The organism is Leptospiraceae bacterium, from assembly GCA_025059995.1.
GTDB lineage: Bacteria > Spirochaetota > Leptospiria > Leptospirales > Leptonemataceae > SKYB61.
This window is the reverse complement of sequence record JANXCF010000003.1, coordinates 191,530-213,872: the sequence shown is the minus strand read 5'-3', so window position 1 is coordinate 213,872 and position 22,343 is coordinate 191,530. Positions and strand designations below refer to the sequence as shown.

Sequence of the window (22,343 nt, the reverse complement as noted above, 5' to 3'; positions counted from 1 at the left end):
ATCCAAAAATAGATATTGATACTTTTTAAGGCAACTAAAAATCTTTTTTGAGGGGTAAACTCTTTTGTAATAGAAATGAAAAGAAAAATTCAATTTATCTAGCTGCCATCAGAAGCAATGATTTCTTTTATAATCTCTGATGGGTTTTTTGTGATTCTTTTTTGAGAAAAAGCTAATTTATATTTATCGAAATTATTTTTAATTTGTTTAATGGTTTCATAAAGTTCGTAGGGTTCTGTTGTTTTTGTTGGGATTGTGATGGCTAAGTGTTGCTCTTCTAATGCTTTTGCATTGTAATATTGGTGGTTGTCTTTAGCATAGGGATATGGAATGAGAATCATAGGAATTTCATAAAGAAGTCCTTCTGTGATGATACCTGCCCCAGCTCTTGATATCAACAAATCAGCTCTTTGGAAATACTTTTCGATTTCCGTTGAAAAACCAAAAAATTCAATTTTCTTTCTGAAGGGTATGGCTTCAACTTCTTGAGAAAATCTTTCGAAGTGAGGAATACCAGTTTGGATGATCCAATCAAATTGCTGTGAAAAATCAGGATAACTTTTCCATAGGTTGAGAATCATTTCGTTGAGTTGCTTAGCTCCTTGACTTCCCCCCACCAAAAAAATGGTTTTGATTTTTGAGTGTCTTTTTCGTTTTTTTGCTTTGTTGAAGACTCGTTCCCGTATGGGATTTCCTGTGAGGATGCTTTTCTTCTGGATGTGGGAAAATTCTTTCGTCAAAGTAAAGTTCAAAAATACCCTCTTAGCAAAGCGATAGAACACTCTTGTAGTAAGACCTGGATAAGCATTCGGTTCACAAAGATAGATTTTTTTTCGAAGAAGTATTCCTGCTATGATTGCTGGTATGGTTGGGTATCCCCCCATGCCGACGATAAAATTAAATTGATGTTTTTTTATTAATTTTATGGAATAAATCGTAGCTCTAATGATTTTATAAAAAAACCAAAAGATAGAAAAAAGATTCCACGAAAATTGGGGAACGTCATAAAAGTTCAGATAAAAAGAGTTTTTTTGAAAATCTGGGTAATTTCGATTTCTCTCTAAACTTAATATTTCCGCATGATAATCTTTTTGAAATGCTTCGTATAAGGCAATGCCGGGAGAAATATGACCACCCGTTCCTCCAGCAACTATCAAAACTCTAAGTTCCATGTTCTTTTTCTTTGTTGGTTAAGTTTAGGAACAAGCCCATCATGATGTAATAACTAATCAAAGAAGACCCACCATAACTAACAAATGGAAGACCAATCCCTGTTGTAGGTAAAAGCCCCGTAGAAACAGAAATATTGATCCAAACTTGTAGACCAAAAATCAACAAAATCCCACTCGAAAAGTAAAAGCGAAATGGCTCTGAAATATTTTTTACCAACATCACACCTCGAACCAACAAAAGGACATATAAAAACAAAAGCAACAAACACCCCATCACACCATGACTTTCAGAAATCAAAGAAAAAATAAAATCCGTATGTCCAAAGGTTAAGTATCGATGAGCAACCCCTTGATGAATGTCCATTCCCCACAATCCCCCTTCTTTAAATGCACGAAAGGACATCACTAATTGATATCCTTTGTTGTATTGATATTCATAGGGGTTCAACCAAACCAAGATTCTTTCATAACGATAGGGTTGTAAAATAGCTAAAATTCCAAGAAAAATCAAAACAACTACAAAACCAATGAGAATCTTTTTGAAGGGAAATCCAGATATATAAAGCAATGCAATCAAAGTCAAAAACAAAAGAATCAACGTTCCATAATGGGGTTGAAAATACAAAAGAACGAATATCACGCCAATTGGCAGAAAAAGAACACCATTTCGCTTAAAATCACGGAAATTTTCTAATGGATACTTTTCCAAAATCACCGCTAAGTATAACAAAAAAGCAATTTTGACGAACTCAGATGGTTGGATGGAAATGTTTCCAATCTGAATCCACCTACGAAAATCAAACGAAAATTCATCTGAACTAACAGACTTTCCCAAACCCGGAAAAAACACTAACCCGAGAAGTAAAATAGAGAAATATAAAATCAATTTATAAAATTTCTTTATCAAATGGATATCCAACAACATGGTGATTATCAACATAACATATCCGATCACATGCCAGAGGGTTTGTTTATTGGAGTAGTAAAAAGCATCATTAAATTTATGATACGCAATAATAGAAGAAGAAGAATACAAATACCACAATCCCAAAAGACTCAAAAGAAAAATCAATACTAAAAATACAAAATCAAATTTCAGATTTCTTTCCATATAGATTCGTATTTTTGAATTAAGGCATTAAAATGTTCTCCACGTTCTTTGTAGTTTTTGTATTGATCCATCGAGGCACAGGCAGGGCTAAGAAGGATTACGTATTCTTCATTGGGTTGATGGGGTTGATGAAGACTTTTTAGAGAATCAAGAAGTGCCAAGAAGGCTTCCTCTAAATTTGCATAAGATTTTTCTAATCCCAGTTGATTTTGAATTTTTTTTGCTGCACTCCCATAAGGAAAAATCCAGAGCTTCTTTAAGAAAACATCAAGGTTTTTGATAGGAGTAAAATCCAAGTTTTTATCCAATCCTCCCATCAAAAGAAAAATGTTTGCGTGTTGGTAGGCTCGAATAGCCGAAAGTAAAGATTGAACTGTAGTCGATTTACTGTCATTTACAAAAAGTATATTTTTGTGGGTTTTGACTTTCTGAAGTCGATATGGCAGTCCTTGAAAGTTTTTTAATCCATTGATTAGATCATTTTGGTCGTAGATTTGATTTCTTTTTTGAAAGCATATTTCGATTGCTTTGAGGGAAAACCAGGCATTCACACGATTGTGGGGATTATCCACTGGGAAGTCTTTCCAAAAGAATTTTTGGTCGTAGAGTTCGATATAATTAGATGTTTTTACTTCTTCTTCGTCTATGATAATGTTTTTTACATGTTGGATGGATGATGGAATTTGAAGTTCTCTTGCTTTTTCTACGATTTGTTTGTTTATGAGTAAGATTTGATCTTGATGACATAAAGATACGATATTGAGCTTTGCTTGAAGATACTCTCGAAAAGAAACATACCGATCCATATGATCTTCAGAGATATTTAAGATCATGCTGACATCGGGGGCAAAATAAAAAAGCTTTTCTAATTGATACGATGATGCCTCTACCACTAAAACCTCAGGAATGGGTTTATGGTTAATAAGATTTTCCCAAGCAATTTCTGTTAGAGGTAAGCCGTAGTTTCCGCATTCGATTGCGTATACTCCCACACTTCGAAGAAGATGTGCCGTGAGGTGAGTGGTTGTGGATTTTCCGTCGGTTCCCGTGATGGCAATTACAAAAGGCATTTTTTTGAGAACATGAAAAATCACATAATACCCAAAATCCAATTCTCCGATTACAGGGATGCCGTTTTCCTCTATGGTTTTCACTATGTTGGAAGCTCGGGGGAAACCAGGCGAAATGATGGCATAGGAAATGGCATTATTATTTAAAAAATCTCTAAAAGCATTTTGGTCAGAGAAGAGATGCTTTTCTTGAGAAAGAGAAATCACAGGCTCAGGAAAGAAAAGTTGAGGATTGTCATCGTAAGCATAGATTTTTTTTGTAAAAACTTGAAGTAACTTCAAAGTAGATGTGCCACTAACTCCTCCTGCACCCAACACCAAAAAAGAAGAAGACAAATCCATTATTGTAAGCGAAGGGTTGAAATAGCAATCAAAGACAAGATGATTCCAATCAACCAGAAGCGGATAACCACTCTTGTTTCTGGCCATCCCGAGAGTTCAAAGTGATGATGGATGGGTGCCATCTTGAAAACCCGCTTCCCTGTGAGCTTAAAAGATACGACTTGAATGATAACAGAAAGAGCTTCTACGAGAAACACTCCTCCCAAAACCAAAAACAAGATTTCTTTTTTGATGATGATGATGGTCATTCCCAAAGCACCACCCAAAGCCAAAGAGCCCGTATCTCCCATAAATACTTGGGCAGGGGGTGCGTTGAACCACAGAAAGCCAATCCCAGCTCCTGCTAATGCAGATAGAAAAACAGCAATTTCATGGGCACCTTGAACGTAAGGAATGTTTAAGTAATCGGCAATTCTTGGAGTTCCCGTCAAGTAAGCAAAAGCTCCCAAAGTTATCGTAGCAATGGAGACATTCCCTATGGCTAATCCGTCAAGACCATCAGTCAAATTCACTCCGTGAATGGTTCCTAAAATAGCAAAATACCAAAGAAGTAATGCCACCCATAAGGGCATGGTCCAAACAGGATTCTTCAAAAACGGAATAAACAAAGATGTGATGTTATAAGTTATCCCATTTTCTCTTACGACTGTTGTGGGTGTTGATGTGTAATAAACATAAAGAAAAAACGTAGCTACAATCAAAGTTAGAAGTAATTTGGTTCTTGCTCGAAGTCCATTTTTGTTCTTCAAAACTACTTTTGTATAGTCATCCCAAAATCCAATAAACCCTAAAAGTATGGTGCAATAAAGAAGCAAATTAAAATAGATATTGTCAAAATTCCCAAAAAGTAAACTCGAAACCGTCAAGCTAAAAAGAATCAAAATCCCGCCCATTGTGGGGGTTCCTGCTTTTGATTGATGAGATTTAGGTCCGTCATCTCGGATGGTTTCGCCAAATTTGAGCTTTTTCAACCACAAAATCACTCGATCCCCTGTGATAAAAACAATTAACATCGAAGTCAATCCTGCTAAAACAGCACGAAAACTAACGTAGCCAAAAATACGAAAATATCCAGGAACATCGAAATTAGTATAAATGTATTCAAACATTTTGTAATACCTCGAGAAGTTTTTGAGTGATACGTTCCATTTTTGCTGAACGAGAACCTTTTATAAAAAGGATTTCGTATTGGTCAAAGGGCAAATTTAGATTCGTAAGATTTTCTGCAAGTAATTCACTACTTTCAAAATAAGGGACAACGTGATTTTTGTATTTACGATATTCATCAGAAAGAAACAAAACGTCAGAATTACCACAAACTCCAAGTAGGTGAAAATCATTCTCGGCGAGAACTCTTCCTATTTCCCGATGGGAGATTTCGCTAAAATCTCCTAATTCTGCCATGTGTCCGATAAAACAACCTACGTTTTTTTTACGATGAGGATTGAAAAGTTCTACAATGGATTGGATAGCAGAAAGAAAAGAATCAGGATTGGCATTGTAAGAATCATCGATGATTGTTATCCCTTTTTGTTGGTGGATTTCGAATCGGTGTTTAGAAGTAGGTTTTAGATTTTCTAACTTCTCAAGAACTTCAGAGCTCAGAGGAGTTTTGAAAACAAACTCATAAACCAAAAGGCTCAAAAATAAGTTACTATAAAGCCCAAAATGATGAAGCTTTTGGTTTTTGATTTTTACGTTTTTCCACTGGATCGTATTTTTAGAAAACAAGCCTTTTGCAAGAAGGACCTTTTCTTGGAGTTTGCTTTCATATTCAAAACCGTTTTCTTTCGTAGAAAGTTCGAAAAAGATTAAAGTGAAGTTTTTTTGTTTTTGAGCAACAAGTAATTCTTCTTTTAGAGGAGCTCCACTGGGATAGAAGACATAATGATTTTCGTTTAGGAAATCCAAGAATTCTAATTCTGCTCTTGCTACTTCTTCTAACGAAGAAAAAAACGCCATGTGCTCTCTACCAATTGATGGGATACAAAAGACATCCGGCTTAGTAAGGGAAGTAAGAAATTTAATTTCTCCTTTGTGGTTCATTCCCATTTCCACAATTATGATTTTTGCTTCGTTCGGTTTGTTTAAGATTGTAAGTGGAACGCCAATATGATTGTTAAAACTTTCTTTCGAACAAAAAGTAGGTTGAAGAGAATTCAGCAACTCACATAAAAAATCTTTGGTAGAAGTTTTTCCGTTTGAACCTAAAACTCCAATCACCAATCCCAGAAATTCATTTCTTTGAATTTCTGCCATTTTGTGTAGAAAAGACAAAGTATCTTCAACGATGATCACATATAGTTCATAGTCTGGATTATTTTTTTGGATTTGATCGAGGATTTCGTTTTTTTTGGCTTCGTTGATGATGATACCTTTGACTTTTTTTTTGACTGCATCCATCACGAAATCATGCCCATCTCGTTGGGACTGCAGGGCGATAAAAAAGCAATCATCGGTTTGTATCTTTCTCGTATCGAATTCAATTTTTGGGATGGAAAGATTTTCGTTATAAACTTCAAATCCTTTTTTTTCTTTGTTGTAAGAAAAAACCTCAAAAAAAAGCTTTTTTTGTTTTTCTGTCAAAAAAAACATATTCGCTTTTTTTAAAGAAAGGATCTTCAAGCAATCTTTTTTATTTTGCCGAAGTTAAAGCAAATCAATTTTGATAGGTGGTTATTATTTGGATTCACCTTTGCAATATGCAGAAGAAAAGATCTGTGCAGAGGTTTCGTAATTAAAGGGAAGCCTGAAAATAATCCAAAACTAGTTTCTAGTTTTTTGTTGGAGGAGGTTTCATAGAAATTTTTATTGCTAAGAAACTTGGAAAATAACAAAAAACAAAATCACATCAAAGCGAATATTGCGGATGATAAAGTATTATCTAATCTTAAAAAAATTGACTTTTATTTTGCTGAGGTTATAGTAAATTCATTATGTTATTTTTTGTTGTGATTGATTTTATTTATCTTTTTGCTTTCCTTTATCCTTTGCTTCATAATGAGTTTTTGTGGATTAATCCCAATCGTGAGGATTTAGAAGTTCATGCATATTTTTTTCTTTTTTTTGTTTTTACACTAAAGATCTCAGTGGCTTATATCTTCATCATCAACAGAGTTTTTCATGAAAAAATGTTCAAAAGGTTTCTTTATAATGCCTTGATTTTGAATGGATTGGTTTTGGTCGCAAGTGGCATTAGTTATTTGGCTTTGAGTATAAAGGCGATCATCAGTTTTTTTTCTTATTATTTTTTGAATGGCTTTGTCTTGATGAATGTTTTTTATTTTTTACTTTTTATTATTATTTCTATCAGCAATCGCATATTGAGACTTAGAAAACAAAAAATTATTCGCAAGCTATCTCTATCTGAGTATGAATACGAGAAGTTATATGATTTTATAAAAAGTATTGATCCAGAGTTTGAAAAACATACGACATTATATAAATTCATTCGATATTCAAAGTTTACTAATACATATATCATAGAGCAAAACTCAGAAATCCTTTCATGTATAACATTTTTAGATATGGATGATTTGGTCTTACTATCAAATCTATACGGGAAAGAACTTAAAGAACAACTAACCATATTCTCATTTCTTTATGAAAAAGTCTTCAAAGATAAAAAAGAAATCCTTTTGGTCTTGAGTCCCTTCTTTAATGAGAGGGTATTTCAAAATTTAGCTCAAGGTGGTTATCCCTTTTTTGTCGAATGGATAAAGGTCAATAATTACATAAACGAAATTAAATACATTATTGAAAATAAAATAAACAATTTTGATAATTATTTTCTAAGAGATTTTCTAATCAACACTTTGCAAAATCAAAACATCATACTTTTGAAAAGATTTGAAAATACATATAATTAAAAACATAATTTTTCAATAAAGATTGATTTTGGTTTTGGGTTTTTTACAAATTGAAAATTTTGGATAGAATAAGATGAAAGATTTATAAATTAGTTTAGTTTTGGACATAGAATATGAAAATAAATCCATGATTGAGTGTTTAAAAATGCAACTTTGAAAAGGTGATTTCGATGGAATTTTTGATATATTCAAAAAGTAGCAAATACTTGACTTAAGTATAAAAAAAAGGATTTTTAAAATCAAATATCAAGCAAAGGAAAGTTGAAATGAAATATTTAGCTCCTTCAATATTGTCGGCTAATTTTTTGAATTTAGAAAAAGACATACGAGAAGCAATAGAAGGAGGAGCGGATTTTATTCATATTGATGTAATGGATGGACATTTTGTGCCTAATCTCTCATTAGGCTTTCCTATTATAAAGCAAATACATAAAAGGTTCTCGATTCCGCTTGATGTTCATCTAATGATCTCCAATGCAGAGTTATACATAGAAGAATACATAGAAGCTGGAGCTTCTTTTTTAACTTTACATTACGAAGCAGTTAAGCATTTACATCGATATGTTGAGAAGATCAAGCAATTAGGTGCTAAAGCAGGGGTTTCTATAAATCCGCATACTCCAATCTACAACTTAGAGGAAATACTTCCTTATGTGGATATGATTTTAATCATGTCGGTAAATCCTGGTTTCGGAGGGCAAAGATTTATTCCAACTTCTGTTGAAAAAGCAAGAAAGCTAAAAGAGTTAATTCACCAAATGGAACTAAATCCACCACCACTAATAGAAATGGATGGTGGAATAAACTTAGAAAATATTGATGTGCTACTAAATTATGTTGACATTTTTGTTATTGGCTCATCTATCTTCCATACGCCAAATATATATGAAACTACAAAAAAGTTCAAAGAAAAAATATTGAGGAGAGTTTAGGAGATAAACAATGAGCCAAATTGAACGTAAAAAAGAAACACCTACAAGAAATATAGCATTAGAATTACTTCGCGCAACAGAATCAGCAGCGTTAGCAGCATCCAAATGGATTGGAAGTGGTAACAAAGAAGCAGGCGATAAAGCCGCTGTGGAGGCTATGAGGAATATATTTCAGTCAATTGACATCAATGGAACGGTTGTTATAGGAGAAGGTGAAAAAGATCAAGCTCCAATGCTATACATTAACGAAAGATTAGGGACACTAACAGGACCAGCTTTCGATATAGCCGTTGATCCCGTTGAGGGCACTAATTTACTTGCAACAGGTCGTCCTAATTCAATTTCCGTTATTGCGCTTTCTCCATCAGGAACAATGATGAGAGCAGGACCTTCTTTTTATATGAAGAAGATTGTAGTTCCCAAACCAGCAGCTGATTATGTTGATATTGATGCACCGGTAAGATACAACTTAGAAAGAGTTGCTAAAGCTTTGAATAAAAAAGTATCAGATTTAACTGTTTTTGTATTAGATAAGCCGAGACATCAAGATTTAATAAAAGAAATTCGTGAAGTAGGAGCAAGAGTACAATTGCATTCAGATGGGGATATTGTGGGAGCATTGCTTGCAGCTTTTCCCCAAACAGATGTTGATATACTATTAGGGACAGGTGGAACACCAGAGGGGATTATCTCAGCTGCTGCTATTAAGGTATTGGGAGCAAGGATATTAGGAAAATTCGATCCACAAAAAGAAGATGAAAAAAGAAGGTTGATAGAGGAAGGTTATGATATGAACAAAGTTTATACGGAAGATGATATGATCAAATCCGATGATGTTTATTTTGTTGCAACAGGAATCACAAATGGTTCTTTATTAAAAGGAGTGAAAATCATTGAACATACAGCAATTACGCACTCGATAGTAATGAGGGGGCATACAGGAACTATACGTTACATAGAAAGTCACCACGATTTAGAAAGATTAAATCAAATAAGTATGATAAACTACTAAAATTAGTATATTTTTAATACAATTTAAATAAAAGGAGATATAGGATATATATGTCTAGAAAATACCCCATTATTGCTGTAACAGGTTCATCTGGTGCAGGAACATCCACTGTTCGAATAGCTTTTGAACATATATTTAGAAGATTAAAGATAAAGGCATTTATTGTTGAAGGAGATGCATTCCATAAATACAATCGATATGAATTTAGAGAAAAGATCAAGGAAGCTCAGTTAAACAAAGATTGCAAACCCATAAGCCATTTCGGTCCAGAAGGGAATATCTTAGACAAATTAGAAGAATTATTTAAAACATTTTCAGAAACGGGAAGAGGTAAAGTAAGAAAATACATACATACCAGAGAAGAAGGAGAAGCTTATGGAATAGAACCTGGCTATTTTACTCCCTGGGAAGATATACCTGAGGGAACGGAATTACTCTTTTATGAAGGTCTCCATGGAGGATATGTAGATGATAAAGTCAATATAGCTCAATACGTTGATTTACTAATTGGAGTTGTGCCAGTTGTGAATTTAGAATGGATACAAAAGATTCATCGTGATGTAAAAGATCGAGGTTATACCGAAGAAGAAGTTCGACAAACGATCTTGAGGAGAATGCATGATTATATATATTACATAACACCACAATTTTCAAGGACAGATATCAATTTTCAAAGGGTTCCTATAGTGGATACATCAAATCCTTTTATTGCAAGGGATATACCTACTCCTGATGAAAGTTTAGTGGTGATAAGATTTCGAGAACCGAAAAAAGTGAATTTTCCGTATTTATTGCAAATGCTCCACAATTCCTTTATGTCAAGACCAAACACTATAGTAGTTCCTGGTGGAAAAATGGGAATGGCGTTAGAAATCATCATCCAACCTCGAATTGAGCAGTTGATGGAGGAAAGAAAAAAGGTTTTCGAAGAAGAAAAAGAACTACAAACTATTAAAAAAATATAATTGACATTTTAGTTTTTTAAAATATATTCAAACACTTCTAAATCAACGAAGTTTTTGGGTAAGGGACGATTTAGTAGATGTTGAAATGGATTATCTGGTTCGCCTAAATGGGAAATGACTGAATAAGCTTCGTGGAATGCATGGTTATTAGTGAATATACTCGGAGTTATAAGAACACGGAGATTAGCTCTAACACCAGAAAGTAATCCCATTCGACTATCCTCAACGACTATCGCATTCTCGGGATTTACGTTGAGTCTTTGTATTGATTTTAAATAGAGTTCAGGGTGTGGCTTTTTGTTTTCAACATCGTTTCCTGTGATAACGAGATCAAAGTTTACAAAAGAAGGTAGAGAATGTGCTAAAAATGCATCGGTTGACTCTTTTGATGATGTTGTGACAAGAGCAATTTTAATTTTATTATCAACTAATTCTTTTAAAACTCTGAGAACACCAATTCTCAAGGGAACAGGTTTATTAATTTTACTTTTGTAGCATTCAGTTTTAACTGTATGAATTTTTTTTATTTCCTCGTGTGAAAGTTGAAGATGAGGTTGAAAGTGTTGAAGATAATATTTGATTCGTTCTAGCCCACCACCTACCATAAGGAGCTCCGAGTAGAGTTCTTTGCTCCATTGAAAGGGTAGTTGAAATTCTTGAAAGGCATAGTTGAAACATTCTAAGTGAGCTAGTTCTGTCTCAGCGAGGGTTCCATCAAGATCGAATAGCACCGCTGCAATTTTCATGAGAAACCAAGTAATTTCAATCATAAGTAAATAAAAGGAAAAAATGTCAGGTTTAGTTCAAGTTCCGAAGACCATACTAAAATCATAGAAACTAATGCATAGAATTGAAGATTGTTTGACTTTTTAATAAGAGCTAAATAAGTAATATCTTTTGGATGTGAGTTGTGTTTTTTGATCAGCTTTGGAATTGCTGCCATCATTCAAATTTCAACGTTTTGCAACTGGTTGGAACTGCGATTGAAAAATCAAAACAAGTTTACCAAGTTTGGGGATCGAAGACTGACTTTGGTTTTAAAACAAAGTTCTTGAATTATATCGAAAAGAAAAAAATCATCAAACAAGAAGCCAATGAAATCTCAGATAAATTTTTTGTTTTATGTTTAATTCGATTCTAACAATTTTGTTTTTTACGATACAAAGGGAAAATAATTTTGGGACTCAATAGTGTAGGTAAGTTATATGATAGCTACTATTGAACACAGCTTATTAGCAAATGCTATTCGTTTTTTAAGTATTGATGCCATAGAAAAAGCAAAGTCAGGTCATCCAGGAGCTCCAATGGGAATGGCTGATGTCGCAGTTGTGCTTTGGAATGAATTTTTAAAGCATAATCCCAATAATCCCAATTGGTGGAATCGAGATCGCTTCATTTTATCAAACGGTCATGCATCAATGCTTCTATATTCCCTTCTGCATTTGAGTGGTTATGACATTTCGATAGAAGAGTTAAAGAACTTTCGTCAACTTCATTCGAAAACTCCTGGGCACCCTGAATATCGTCACACGCCAGGAGTTGAGACAACAACTGGACCTTTGGGTCAAGGTTTTGCTAACGCAGTTGGGATTGCCTTAGCAGAGAAGCTATTAGCAAAACAATTCAATAGAAGAAATTTTCCCATTATTGATCATTATACTTTTGTATTCGTTGGAGATGGATGCTTGATGGAGGGAATTTCCCATGAAGCAGCTTCGTTGGCTGGCAAATGGCAATTGAATAAATTGATTGTATTTTATGATAGTAATGGAATATCGATTGATGGTGAGGTTCATCATTGGTTCATCGATGACACAAAAAAACGCTTCTTAAGTTATAATTGGAATGTGATTGGAACAATCGATGGACATAATAGAGATGAAATTCGAAATGCTATCAATAAAGCCATAAAGCAAAAATCAAAACCGACCCTTATCATATGTAAAACAACCATTGGGTTTGGTTCTCCTAACAAAGCTGGTAAAGAAGTAGTTCATGGAGCTCCGTTAGGTAGTGATGAGGTTCAACTTACAAGAGAAAATCTAAATTGGAAATATGAACCTTTTTTTATTCCCAAAGAAATCTATGATGCTTTCGATGCTCGAGAAAAAGGACAAAAATGGGAAAATGAATGGAAGGAATTATTCTTTCGATATAAAGAAAAATTTCCTGAATTGGCAGAAGAATTAGAACGTAGAATGAATTTTGAACTTCCAAAAGATTTCGATGAAATAGAAAAAGAACTTATGAAGTTAAACTTTCCCACAAAAGAAGCAACAAGAAAAACATCTCATGTTATCCTTAATCTAATCAAACCGAAAATGCCAGAATTGATAGGAGGTTCTGCAGATTTAACCCACTCAAACTTAACCTTATGGAAAAATGGAAAAGATATAATATCAACTCAATTTACAGGTGATTATATACACTATGGTGTTCGTGAGTTTGGTATGTTTGCCATTATGAATGGAATTTTTCTTCATGGTGGTTTTCGCCCTTTTGGAGGAACATTTCTGGTCTTCTCTGATTATGGGAGAAATGCCCTTCGTTTATCTGCTATGATGGAATTAGGGATTATTTATATTTTCACTCATGATAGTATTGGTTTAGGAGAAGATGGACCCACCCATCAGCCGATTGAACATATTTCTTCTTTGAGGTTGATTCCTAATACTTATGTATGGCGTCCTTTCAATTACTTTGAAACATATGTTGCTTGGGAATTTGCTTTAAAATCAATCAGATCACCAACCATCTTAGTGCTTTCTCGTCAAAATATCGAAATGGATCATTCAATGAATGATTTGGATAAAATACGAAAAGGAGGTTATGTCCTCAAAGAAGAAAATCCATATGATGTGACCTTGATTGCTACAGGTTCAGAAGTGGCTTTGTCATTACTAGTAGCTGATGTTCTAAAACAAAAGAATGTCAAAGCTCGAGTTGTATCAATTCCGTGTCTGGAATTATTTAAAAAAGCTGATAAGGAATATCAAAATCAAGTCTTAGGGAAGAAGGAAAAACGTTTTGTGATTGAGGCTGGTGTACCAAATTTGTGGTATGAATTAGCCGATATAGATAAAGTATTTGGAATCGAAAAGTTTGGTCTATCAGCTCCTGAACAAGATTTGTGGAAAGAATTTGGATTTACGAAAGAAAAAATATCAGAATGGATTTTAAGTAAAGTATAATTTCTTATTTTTTTGTTTACAAAATTAAATTTGAATTGAAGATAGTAATGTTTATTGATTCAGGGTGATATCCATGAAGCGATACATAAAAAAAATCTTAGTTCCCATCGATGGTTCGCAGCCTTCTTTGAAAGGTTTAGAAATGGGGTTGGTGATTGCTGAAAATGCCTCAGCTGAGTTAACAATCTTAGAAGTGATTGAAGAATTTGGACCATTACCAGGATATTACGAAGCACCACCACCAAATGTAAATCGAGTAAAATGGGTTGCCGATCAAAGGTTTGAAAAAATCCATCCTATTTTAGAAGATACAAAAGTAAAATGGGAACGACGTGTAGAAGAGGGCTACGCAGCTGATACCATAATACGAATAGCAGAAGAAGGAAATTATGACTTGATTGTGATTGGTAGTCGAGGAATGAATTTCATAGGAAGATTTTTGTTGGGTTCTGTATCCGATAGGGTTGTTCACCATGCACCATGTAGCGTCCTTGTAGTAAAATAATTTTTAGGAGTATAATAATGATAAGAATTGGTATTAATGGTTTTGGTAGAATTGGTAGAATGGCTTTTCGTTCCATATTTGAGTATAACAAAACTAACATTGAAATCGTTGCCATAAATGACCTATTAGATGCGGAATATATGGCATATATGTTAAAGTATGATTCTACACACGGAAAATTTCCTTTTGAAGTTCAAGTAGATGGCAACTACTTAGTTGTGAATGGAAAGAAAGTCCGAGTTTTCTCTGAGCCAGATCCGGCAAAAATACCCTGGGGCGAAGTAGGAGCTGATTATGTGATTGAATCAACAGGATTATTTACATCAAAAGAGAAATGCCAAGCCCATATCAACGCTGGAGCAAAAAAAGTGATCATCAGTGCACCTGCAAAAGACGATGTTCCTACTTTTGTTATGGGAGTAAACCATACTTCTTATAGACCTGATATGAATATCGTATCGAATGCCAGTTGTACAACAAATTGTTTAGCACCAGTCGCAAAAGTATTGCATGATATCTGGGGAATCGAAGAAGGTTTGATGTCAACCATTCATGCAGTAACAGCCACACAAAAAACAGTCGATGGACCCTCAAAGAAAGATTGGAGAGGTGGTAGAGGGGCTTATCAAAATATCATTCCTGCATCAACAGGAGCTGCAAAAGCAGTAGGACTTGTTATACCCGATCTCAAAGGGAAATTAACAGGTATGTCATTTCGAGTTCCGACTGCAAATGTGTCTGTTGTGGATTTAACAGTTCGATTAAAAAAACCAGCAAAATACGAAGACATATGTAAAGCGATGAAAGAATATTCAGAGAGAGATTTAAAAGATGGTGGGATGAAAGGAGTGCTTGGATATACCGAAGATGAAGTAGTTTCGACTGATTTTATTCATGATCCTCGGACTTCTATCTTTGATGCGAATGCAGGTATCCAACTTAATGATCATTTTGTAAAAGTAGTAAGTTGGTATGACAATGAATGGGGTTATTCTGTAAAATTGATTGAATTGATTGAGTACATGGATTCAGTGAAGTAGAGGTAGGTTTATGTTAGCAAAGAAAAGCATAGATGATATACCACCTGAGGATTTTTCTCAGAAACGTGTTTTTGTTAGAGTTGATTTCAACGTCCCCATACATAATGGGAAAGTTACAAATAACCTGAGAATTCGCGAAGAAATTCCCACTATAAAAAAACTATTAGAATTGAATGCAAAAGTGATTTTAGTTTCCCATTGGGGAAGACCAAAAGGAAAACGAAGCGAGGAATTCTCTTTAAGGCCGGTTTTTGAAGAATTAAAAAGTTTTCTTCCAGAAACTAAAATTTATTTTGTGGAAACATTAGAAGAACTCCAAAAGAAAAGTCAAGAAATTCAACCCAAAGAGATCATTTTATTTGAAAACATTCGATTTTATGACCAAGAGGAAAAAAATGATTTAGAGTTTGCAAAAGAGCTTGCTAAATGTGCTGATATATATGTCAATGATGCTTTTGCTTCAGCTCATCGAGCCCATACTTCTACGGAAGGAGTTGCAAGGTTCGTAAAACCTGCAGTAGCCGGTTATTTAATGAAAAAAGAGTTAGAATATTTGACTAAAATTCTTTATCAACCGGAGCGTCCTTTCTATGCCATTTTAGGAGGTGCTAAGATCTCAGATAAGATTTTAGTAATTGAAAATCTTTTAAAAATTGTAGATAAACTATTAATAGGTGGTGCTATGATGTTTACGTTTTTACGAGCTCTTGGTTATTCAACTGGAAATTCTCTCGTAGAAGAAGATAGAATCCAAGTGGCAAAAGAAATACTAGAAGAACACAAAGACAAGGTTATTCTTCCAGTTGATGCGGTTGTTACTGATTTTTTGGATATGAAAAAATTGCAAATTGGTTCTATTTCGGAAGTAGAAGTACAGCAAATACCTGAAGGCAAGATTGGTGTTGATATAGGAAGTAAGACCATTGAATACTATAAAAGAGAATTAAGCCAAGCCAAATTGGTATTTTGGAATGGACCAATGGGAACATTTGAAATTGAGCAAACTTCAAAAGGAACTTTCGAGTTAGCACGAGCTCTGGCAGAGATCACAAAACATGGAGTGATAACGATTGTAGGAGGAGGAGACTCCACTTCGGCAATCGAAAAAATTGGATTAGGAAGTGAAGTATCTCATGTATCAACCGGTGGAGGTGCTTCTTTAGAATTCATAGAAGGAAAAGTATTGCCGGGCATTGATGTTTTAGATTCAAAGTAGCGTGAAATCTAATACCAAGAATACAGTTAATTTAATAGACAACTCGATTTCCTTTTCGTTGAATGTGTTGACTTGTTTTTTCTTTAGCTTTTATACATTGATAGCTTCATTTTTTGTGAGGGTAAATGAGTTGATTTATTATTGATCATTTGCTTTTCTAAAAAAATAGGAAAAATGTAATATGTTTACAAACGTAAAAAGGAGAATAATAATAAATTTTTCATTAATAAGTTTTTTCACAATCATAATTTTGACTTTTATACTCTTTATTCATTTTAATCAATTAACGTTTATATCCAAACAAAGGAATAGACTTTTATTCTTAAGAGAAGTGGTTAAATTACAACAAATGGATTTAGATGAAATACAACAAATACTCATAAGGCTTGATTCTGATTTACTAAAAGAGATACCCCAGAATAATATAAATGAAAATCAAATTCTTCTGAAGTTTATTAAGAACAAAAATCATCTGTTGCTGAGTGAAGACCCCAATATTTATTTGATAAATGAATTTTTTTGGGAATTACTTCAAATAAAATTTGAAGAAGAATCAAAAATAACAAAACTAAATCGCTTAGTAAATTTATATGATTTGCTTAGTGGCTCAAATGAATTAATCCAGAAAATCAAAAAAGAAGTTTCTAATATTAAATCAGAAATTTCAACTGAACAGAATTTACATATTGAAAAAATCTTAAATGAAACTTTAAATCATTTAGAAAATAGAATTGTTTACAATTATGAAAAAACCAATTTAGTTTTTATTGGATTGGAAGTATCTGTCATCATAGCATATATTTTGTTTGCTTATTTTTCATTTAATACCTTTAGAGAAGAGAAGAATTTTTTGCTAAACATTGAAACAAGAAAAACTGAATTAGAAAGTATATTAGATGAAATTCACCAAATGCTTGTTCAGATAGATCAATGGAATTTTGAAGTGAAAGGAAGCAAAAAAGAAATCTCTGATATACATTTAGGAAAAATCAGATTCCTCATATATAAAGTTTTTATACAAATTAGTTTGCTAATAACTCAAATCAAAAATGAGATGCAGAAAAATATAAATGATCTTATTAACTTAAAAAGCATATTCAATGAACTACTTGCATTGTTTCGCGGATTCTCTGATTCCTTTCAAGATGAACTTGAGTTTTATAATGAACAGTTTTTTACATTAGAGAAGAATTTAAAAGAACTCAATCAAAAGTATAATGACTTTCGTAAAAAAGAAAATGTCGTTCGAACAGATTTACAAGAAATTGAAAATCTTTTGAAAACCCTTGAAAAAACAAGAGATATTTTAACCAAGTTGTTTCATGAATTAGAAGAACTGAAAAAAAATAATCAAAAAATTACTGGAATTATAAAGACCATACAAAATATCACTGATAAAACTAACATGTTAGCTTTGAATGCTTCTATTGAGGCGGCAAGAGCAGGAGAACAAGGAAAAGGTTTTAGTGTGGTTGCAGATGAAGTTACAAAGCTAGCAGAACAAACAAAAAATTCAACAAGGGAAATACAACTTCTTATAACTGAGTTGGATACGAATGTAAAAAAAATCGCAGATGAAGGAAGTTTAGTATCAAAAGAATTTGATCATGTATATCAACAATTGTCATTAAAGAGAAATTCAATTATGCAAGTTTTGGAGTTTTTTCAAGGAATTTTTCAATTCATTGAATTCAATCAAAAAGAACAAAATCGTATATATTCTAAATATTCTGAGCTGAAATCAAAAAATTTAGAACAATCTCATAAGTTAGAAAACATCAACAAAAAGATTGAGAGTTACAGAAATTATTTTGACTTTCATCAAGAAGTAATAGCTGAAACTCAGAAAATATTAGAAAACATGAAATTAGCAAAAGAGTTCGTTTATAATGAAATTTTTGATGTAGAAATACCTCTAATGAATCAACACCATGAAAACTTGTTTTCAATTTTTAATGAGTTATTAAAGATTTTTGAAAACCCAGAAAACTGGCAGTATGAATATATCATGATACAAAAAAAACTGATTGATTATGCAGATTTCCACTTTAAGGAAGAAGAAAGAATCATGAATGAATATGAATATCCTGATTTTGAGAATCATCGAATGGCACACAGAAAATTCATTGATGTGATAAAAAATAAAAAAGTCGATAAACTGAATGATTTATTTTACTTTACATTGTTCTTATATGATTGGTTAATCAATCACATTTATTACGTGGATAAACTTTACGCGCAATACTTCAGAGAAAAAGGTCTTTCGGAAGAAATCAAAGAAAAGTATCTATAAACTTTAAAAAGCTTGACTAGGCATTGATTGATGGGTATAATTTTGCAACTTTTCTATGAATGATCTTATTCTGTCAAAAAATAAAGTAATGATTGCTTTTTCTGAGGTGTGGGAAAAATTACTTTATCATTATATACCGAGAGAAATATTGAATTTCTTATATAAATATACGCAGCCCGAGATCAGGGGATTAGAAAACATACCCAAAAAAGAACCAACGATCATAGTTCCCAATCATAGTGGGGTTTTAGCCATAGATGCTTTAGTTTTGCATTATGTCATTAAAAATTTTGTTCATCGATTTCCTTATATCATGAGTCATAATTTTTGGCATAGTAATGAATTTTTACGATATTCATCAGAAAAATTAGGTTTTATACCTCAGGATTTTAAGGTAGCATTAAAATATCTTAAAGAAAATAAATTGATTATTTTGTTTCCTGAAGCAGAAGAAGGAAACTTCAAGCCAAGTATTTATATGTATAAACTTAGAAAGTTCAATCCTGGATTTGTTTCACTATCGATTTTGTCTAATGCATTTGTAGTACCAACTTGTATTATTGGTGCGGAAGAATCAAACATCAACTTGGGTGTGATTGAATTACGAGATAAAAATTTAAAGATTCCTATTCCGTTAAACTTATTCCCCTTCCCTGTGAAATGGAAGATTGTATTTTTAAAGCCAATCCATTTTCAAAAGTACAGTAGATCAGAAGCAAAAAACATATCATTTTTACAAGAAGCAGCTCAAATCGTTAGAATGAAAATCCAGCATCACATATATCGAGAATTACAGAATAGAGGTTTATTAAAATATCTAATTGATGGGTAAAATATGACGTCATTACAAGAAAACTTAGAATACATTAAAAAGCTACATGAAAGAAGTTTAATTATCCTAAAGACCACAGTTGATGAGGTAATGAGTAAAGATGTAATTACTATTGATTATTATGATCCTTGCGCAAAAGCAGCAAGGATTATTTTAGAAAACGGTTTTCTAAGTCTTTTAGTTATGAAGGAAGGTAAGCCGTACAATACAGTGAGTGTTTTTGAGTTGCTAAGATTAGGATATGAAGAAACATTTTCTAATAAAGATTATTTAACTATGAATGTTGGAGAACTTATAGTCAATAAAAAGTTTTATTACCTTCCATCCGGAACGTTATTAAGAGATGCTATCAACTTTATGATGGAAAGAAAATTGAGAACAATTCCCATTATAACAAATGATGTAGTTAATGGAATTTTATCAATTGTAGATATTGTTCAGTGGTATCGACTTCAACATTCGGAGGTTTTACTTGGTAAGGTACCCAAGTAATGAAAAATCCTTTTTTGCTAATGAGGAAAACTTAAAAAAAGAAAAGGAAAAAGCACGAAAGCTAAGAAAAACATCTTGGTGGAAAAAAAAGATTTCAAAAGGGATTTGTTATTACTGCGGAAGAAAGTTCAAACCCTCAGAATTGACAATGGATCACAAAATTCCCTTATCGAGAGGAGGGAGTTCCACGAAAGAAAATCTGGTTCCATGTTGCAAAGAATGTAATAGCAAAAAAAAATACTTACTACCCATAGAATGGGATGAATATCTTCAAAATCTAAGAAAACACTAAATAAATATCTAAATCGAAAATAAAATTTTAGATACTGAATAATTAAATATTTTCTTGACTTATAATAAATTTAGAATTTCTTGGTTAATTATTTACATTTATTTAACAACAAAAACAAAAGGAGAAAGTATGCAATGGAAAACCAAACACAAAAAACTAAATGAATGGATAGAAGAAGTCGCAGAGCTTTGTAAACCTGATGATATCTACTTATGTGATGGTTCTGATGAAGAATATGAACGATTGATTAAATTGCTGGTAGATGATGGATTAGCAATCCCTTTGAATCCTGAAAAACGTCCTAATAGTTATTTATTTCGTTCGGATCCGAGTGACGTTGCCAGAGCTGAAAATCGAACCTTCATTGCTTCAATAAAAAAAGAAGATGCAGGTCCAACTAACAATTGGATCGATCCTAAAGAACTCAAAGAAACCATGAAAAAACTTTATGATGGTTCTATGCGTGGACGAACCATGTATATTATTCCCTTTTCAATGGGTCCTATAGGTTCCCCTATGTCTAAAATTGGTGTGCAAATTACAGACTCAGCTTATGTAGTTATTAACATGAGAATCATGACAAGAATCGGCAAGAAGGTATTAGAAGCTTTAGGAGAAGAAGGTGATTTTGTTCCTTGCTTGCACTCAGTGGGAAAACCCTTAAAACCCGGTGAAAAAGACAATGGAAAATGGCCATGCGCACCTTTAGAGCAAAAATATATCTCTCATTTTCCTGAGGAAAGATTGATATGGTCCTATGGTTCAGGATATGGTGGTAATGCTTTGTTAGGGAAAAAGTGTTTTGCTTTAAGGATTGCTTCAGTTCAAGCTCGAGATGAAGGTTGGTTTGCAGAACACATGTTATTACTAAAGATCACAAATCCTGAAGGGAGAGTGAAATATTTTGCTGGTGCTTTTCCTTCTGCTTGTGGAAAAACTAATCTTGCGATGCTTGTATCAACTCTTCCTGGCTGGAAGGTAGAAACCATTGGTGATGATATTGCTTGGATGAGGTATGGTGAAGATGGGCGTTTGTATGCTATAAATCCTGAAACTGGACTCTTTGGAGTTACTCCCGGAACATCCCACAAAACCAATCATAATGCAATGGTAATGATCAGCAAAAACACTATCTTTACAAATTTAGCATTAACCGAAGATGGTGATGTATGGTGGGAGGGAATAGGATATGATCCGCCCGGAAAATTAATTGATTGGAAAGGGAATGAATGGATTCCTGGGGTATCTAAAGAACCAGCTGCACACCCAAATGGCAGATTCACAGCATCATTATATCAATCTCCCTCAATGGCACCTGAGTGGGAAGATCCTAATGGAGTTCCCATATCAGCCATTTTATTAGGTGGTAGAAGATCAACAGTTATTCCCTTAGTGTATGAAGCTTTTGATTGGGAACATGGAGTTTTTATGGGCTCTATTATGGGGTCTGAAGCTACGGCGGCAGCTCTTGACGTAAAGATTGGAGCAGTTCGAAGAGATCCTTTTGCAATGCTTCCTTTCTGTGGGTATAACATGGGGGATTACTTTCAACACTGGTTAAATATGGGGAAAAAGACTACACCTGACAAACTACCAAAAATCTTTAATGTGAATTGGTTTCGAAAAACTCCAGATGGTAAATGGTTATGGCCAGGCTTCGGTGAGAATATCCGAGTTTTGAAGTGGATATTTGAACGAACGGATAATGAAGGAAAATATAGAGTAGAACCAATTGGTATCGTGCCTACGATTGATGCTATTGATCGACCCGAAGGAGTTTCCGAAGAAGATATGAAAGAGTTACTAAAAATCGATTACGAGGGGTGGTTATTAGAAATTGAGTCCATTAAAGAACATTACAAGCAATTTGGTGATAGACTACCTAAAGAACTAAAAAAACAACTTCAAGATTTGGAAAATAGACTAAGAGAATCCATACAATATTAAATACAACATAAGGATGTTTCGCTTCTTAATAAAGTGAAACATCCTCCTTATTCATTAAGTTT

At 33.4% G+C, this 22,343-nt stretch carries 20 protein-coding genes and 1 pseudogene; 15 read left to right on the top strand and 6 right to left on the bottom strand.

Annotation, left to right across the window (positions count from 1 at the left end):
- Positions 1-98: 98 nt before the first annotated feature.
- From NZ853_05585 to NZ853_05565, 5 genes are read right to left on the bottom strand one after another with little or no spacing between them, the layout of a single operon-like run.
- A complete protein-coding gene (locus NZ853_05585; GenBank protein ID MCS7205148.1) occupies positions 99-1,172 on the bottom strand; it encodes a UDP-N-acetylglucosamine--N-acetylmuramyl-(pentapeptide) pyrophosphoryl-undecaprenol N-acetylglucosamine transferase in 1,074 nt (357 codons plus the stop codon).
- Positions 1,162-2,283, bottom strand: coding sequence for an FtsW/RodA/SpoVE family cell cycle protein (locus NZ853_05580; GenBank protein MCS7205147.1), 1,122 nt, complete (start codon positions 2,281-2,283; stop codon positions 1,162-1,164). The genes NZ853_05585 and NZ853_05580 overlap by 11 nt, the downstream gene beginning before the upstream one ends.
- Positions 2,268-3,695 carry a UDP-N-acetylmuramoyl-L-alanine--D-glutamate ligase gene (gene murD, locus NZ853_05575; protein ID MCS7205146.1) on the bottom strand — a complete coding sequence of 476 codons (1,428 nt, stop codon included), beginning with the start codon at positions 3,693-3,695 and terminating at the stop codon, positions 2,268-2,270. The genes NZ853_05580 and murD overlap by 16 nt, the downstream gene beginning before the upstream one ends.
- Positions 3,695-4,804, bottom strand: coding sequence for a phospho-N-acetylmuramoyl-pentapeptide-transferase (gene mraY, locus NZ853_05570; protein ID MCS7205145.1), 1,110 nt, complete (start codon positions 4,802-4,804; stop codon positions 3,695-3,697). Before mraY ends, murD begins: the two co-directional genes overlap by 1 nt.
- Complete coding sequence (locus NZ853_05565; GenBank protein MCS7205144.1) at positions 4,797-6,290, bottom strand: UDP-N-acetylmuramoyl-tripeptide--D-alanyl-D-alanine ligase; 1,494 nt, start codon at positions 6,288-6,290, stop codon at positions 4,797-4,799. Before NZ853_05565 ends, mraY begins: the two co-directional genes overlap by 8 nt.
- Positions 6,291-6,631: 341 nt before the next feature.
- Here NZ853_05565 and NZ853_05560 point away from each other — a divergent pair, with 341 nt between their 5' ends.
- From NZ853_05560 to NZ853_05545, 4 genes are all read left to right on the top strand, one after another.
- Positions 6,632-7,564, top strand: coding sequence for a hypothetical protein (locus NZ853_05560; GenBank protein MCS7205143.1), 933 nt, complete (start codon positions 6,632-6,634; stop codon positions 7,562-7,564).
- A gap of 266 nt (positions 7,565-7,830) precedes the next feature.
- Complete coding sequence (rpe, locus tag NZ853_05555) at positions 7,831-8,496, top strand: ribulose-phosphate 3-epimerase (protein ID MCS7205142.1); 666 nt, start codon at positions 7,831-7,833, stop codon at positions 8,494-8,496.
- A gap of 10 nt (positions 8,497-8,506) precedes the next feature.
- Entirely contained in the window at positions 8,507-9,508 is a 1,002-nt protein-coding gene (gene glpX, locus NZ853_05550; protein ID MCS7205141.1) for a class II fructose-bisphosphatase, read from the top strand.
- A gap of 50 nt (positions 9,509-9,558) precedes the next feature.
- Positions 9,559-10,473 (top strand): phosphoribulokinase, encoded by a 915-nt coding sequence (locus NZ853_05545; GenBank protein MCS7205140.1) that lies wholly within the window; start codon positions 9,559-9,561, stop codon positions 10,471-10,473.
- Between the two features lie 8 nt (positions 10,474-10,481).
- On the opposite strand, the gene NZ853_05540 is transcribed toward NZ853_05545, so the two are convergent.
- On the bottom strand, positions 10,482-11,243 hold the full coding sequence (locus NZ853_05540; GenBank protein ID MCS7205139.1) for an HAD-IA family hydrolase: 762 nt from the start codon (positions 11,241-11,243) through the stop codon (positions 10,482-10,484).
- Positions 11,244-11,383: 140 nt separating this feature from the next.
- Between NZ853_05540 and NZ853_05535 the strand changes: the two genes are divergently transcribed.
- From NZ853_05535 to NZ853_05485, 11 genes and pseudogenes are all read left to right on the top strand, one after another.
- Positions 11,384-11,614: a hypothetical protein gene (locus NZ853_05535; GenBank protein MCS7205138.1), complete on the top strand. Its 231-nt coding sequence runs from the start codon at positions 11,384-11,386 to the stop codon at positions 11,612-11,614.
- Positions 11,615-11,678: 64 nt separating this feature from the next.
- Entirely contained in the window at positions 11,679-13,664 is a 1,986-nt protein-coding gene (tkt, locus tag NZ853_05530; protein MCS7205137.1) for a transketolase, read from the top strand.
- 73 nt (positions 13,665-13,737) lie between these two features.
- A complete protein-coding gene (locus NZ853_05525; GenBank protein ID MCS7205136.1) occupies positions 13,738-14,169 on the top strand; it encodes a universal stress protein in 432 nt (143 codons plus the stop codon).
- Positions 14,170-14,186: 17 nt separating this feature from the next.
- The gene (gap, locus tag NZ853_05520) at positions 14,187-15,209 is read left to right on the top strand and encodes a type I glyceraldehyde-3-phosphate dehydrogenase (protein MCS7205135.1); all 1,023 of its coding nucleotides are present in this window, start codon (positions 14,187-14,189) and stop codon (positions 15,207-15,209) included.
- Positions 15,210-15,219: 10 nt separating this feature from the next.
- Positions 15,220-16,425, top strand: coding sequence for a phosphoglycerate kinase (locus tag NZ853_05515; GenBank protein ID MCS7205134.1), 1,206 nt, complete (start codon positions 15,220-15,222; stop codon positions 16,423-16,425).
- Between the two features lie 1,054 nt (positions 16,426-17,479).
- A pseudogene (locus NZ853_05510) lies at positions 17,480-18,211 on the top strand (methyl-accepting chemotaxis protein).
- A 75-nt stretch (positions 18,212-18,286) separates the two neighbouring features.
- Positions 18,287-18,718: a hemerythrin family protein gene (locus NZ853_05505; GenBank protein MCS7205133.1), complete on the top strand. Its 432-nt coding sequence runs from the start codon at positions 18,287-18,289 to the stop codon at positions 18,716-18,718.
- A gap of 55 nt (positions 18,719-18,773) precedes the next feature.
- Entirely contained in the window at positions 18,774-19,550 is a 777-nt protein-coding gene (locus NZ853_05500; GenBank protein MCS7205132.1) for a 1-acyl-sn-glycerol-3-phosphate acyltransferase, read from the top strand.
- 3 nt (positions 19,551-19,553) lie between these two features.
- Positions 19,554-20,042 carry a CBS domain-containing protein gene (locus NZ853_05495; protein ID MCS7205131.1) on the top strand — a complete coding sequence of 163 codons (489 nt, stop codon included), beginning with the start codon at positions 19,554-19,556 and terminating at the stop codon, positions 20,040-20,042.
- Positions 20,023-20,334: an HNH endonuclease gene (locus tag NZ853_05490; GenBank protein MCS7205130.1), complete on the top strand. Its 312-nt coding sequence runs from the start codon at positions 20,023-20,025 to the stop codon at positions 20,332-20,334. The genes NZ853_05495 and NZ853_05490 overlap by 20 nt, the downstream gene beginning before the upstream one ends.
- Positions 20,335-20,463: 129 nt before the next feature.
- Positions 20,464-22,281 (top strand): phosphoenolpyruvate carboxykinase (GTP), encoded by a 1,818-nt coding sequence (locus NZ853_05485; protein ID MCS7205129.1) that lies wholly within the window; start codon positions 20,464-20,466, stop codon positions 22,279-22,281.
- Positions 22,282-22,343 lie beyond the last annotated feature (62 nt).

What these genes read in the sequence shown, in the direction of transcription:
- NZ853_05585 (MCS7205148.1), bottom strand. Translation starts at nt 1,172, where the DNA reads ATGGAACTTAGAGTTTTGATAGTTGCTGGAGGAACGGGTGGTCATATT.
- NZ853_05580 (MCS7205147.1), bottom strand. Translation starts at nt 2,283, where the DNA reads ATGGAAAGAAATCTGAAATTTGATTTTGTATTTTTAGTATTGATTTTT.
- murD (MCS7205146.1), bottom strand. Translation starts at nt 3,695, where the DNA reads ATGGATTTGTCTTCTTCTTTTTTGGTGTTGGGTGCAGGAGGAGTTAGT.
- mraY (MCS7205145.1), bottom strand. Translation starts at nt 4,804, where the DNA reads ATGTTTGAATACATTTATACTAATTTCGATGTTCCTGGATATTTTCGT.
- NZ853_05565 (MCS7205144.1), bottom strand. Translation starts at nt 6,290, where the DNA reads ATGTTTTTTTTGACAGAAAAACAAAAAAAGCTTTTTTTTGAGGTTTTT.
- NZ853_05560 (MCS7205143.1), top strand. Translation starts at nt 6,632, where the DNA reads ATGTTATTTTTTGTTGTGATTGATTTTATTTATCTTTTTGCTTTCCTT.
- rpe (MCS7205142.1), top strand. Translation starts at nt 7,831, where the DNA reads ATGAAATATTTAGCTCCTTCAATATTGTCGGCTAATTTTTTGAATTTA.
- glpX (MCS7205141.1), top strand. Translation starts at nt 8,507, where the DNA reads ATGAGCCAAATTGAACGTAAAAAAGAAACACCTACAAGAAATATAGCA.
- NZ853_05545 (MCS7205140.1), top strand. Translation starts at nt 9,559, where the DNA reads ATGTCTAGAAAATACCCCATTATTGCTGTAACAGGTTCATCTGGTGCA.
- NZ853_05540 (MCS7205139.1), bottom strand. Translation starts at nt 11,243, where the DNA reads ATGATTGAAATTACTTGGTTTCTCATGAAAATTGCAGCGGTGCTATTC.
- tkt (MCS7205137.1), top strand. Translation starts at nt 11,679, where the DNA reads ATGATAGCTACTATTGAACACAGCTTATTAGCAAATGCTATTCGTTTT.
- NZ853_05525 (MCS7205136.1), top strand. Translation starts at nt 13,738, where the DNA reads ATGAAGCGATACATAAAAAAAATCTTAGTTCCCATCGATGGTTCGCAG.
- gap (MCS7205135.1), top strand. Translation starts at nt 14,187, where the DNA reads ATGATAAGAATTGGTATTAATGGTTTTGGTAGAATTGGTAGAATGGCT.
- NZ853_05515 (MCS7205134.1), top strand. Translation starts at nt 15,220, where the DNA reads ATGTTAGCAAAGAAAAGCATAGATGATATACCACCTGAGGATTTTTCT.
- NZ853_05505 (MCS7205133.1), top strand. Translation starts at nt 18,287, where the DNA reads ATGAAATTAGCAAAAGAGTTCGTTTATAATGAAATTTTTGATGTAGAA.
- NZ853_05500 (MCS7205132.1), top strand. Translation starts at nt 18,774, where the DNA reads ATGAATGATCTTATTCTGTCAAAAAATAAAGTAATGATTGCTTTTTCT.
- NZ853_05495 (MCS7205131.1), top strand. Translation starts at nt 19,554, where the DNA reads ATGACGTCATTACAAGAAAACTTAGAATACATTAAAAAGCTACATGAA.
- NZ853_05485 (MCS7205129.1), top strand. Translation starts at nt 20,464, where the DNA reads ATGCAATGGAAAACCAAACACAAAAAACTAAATGAATGGATAGAAGAA.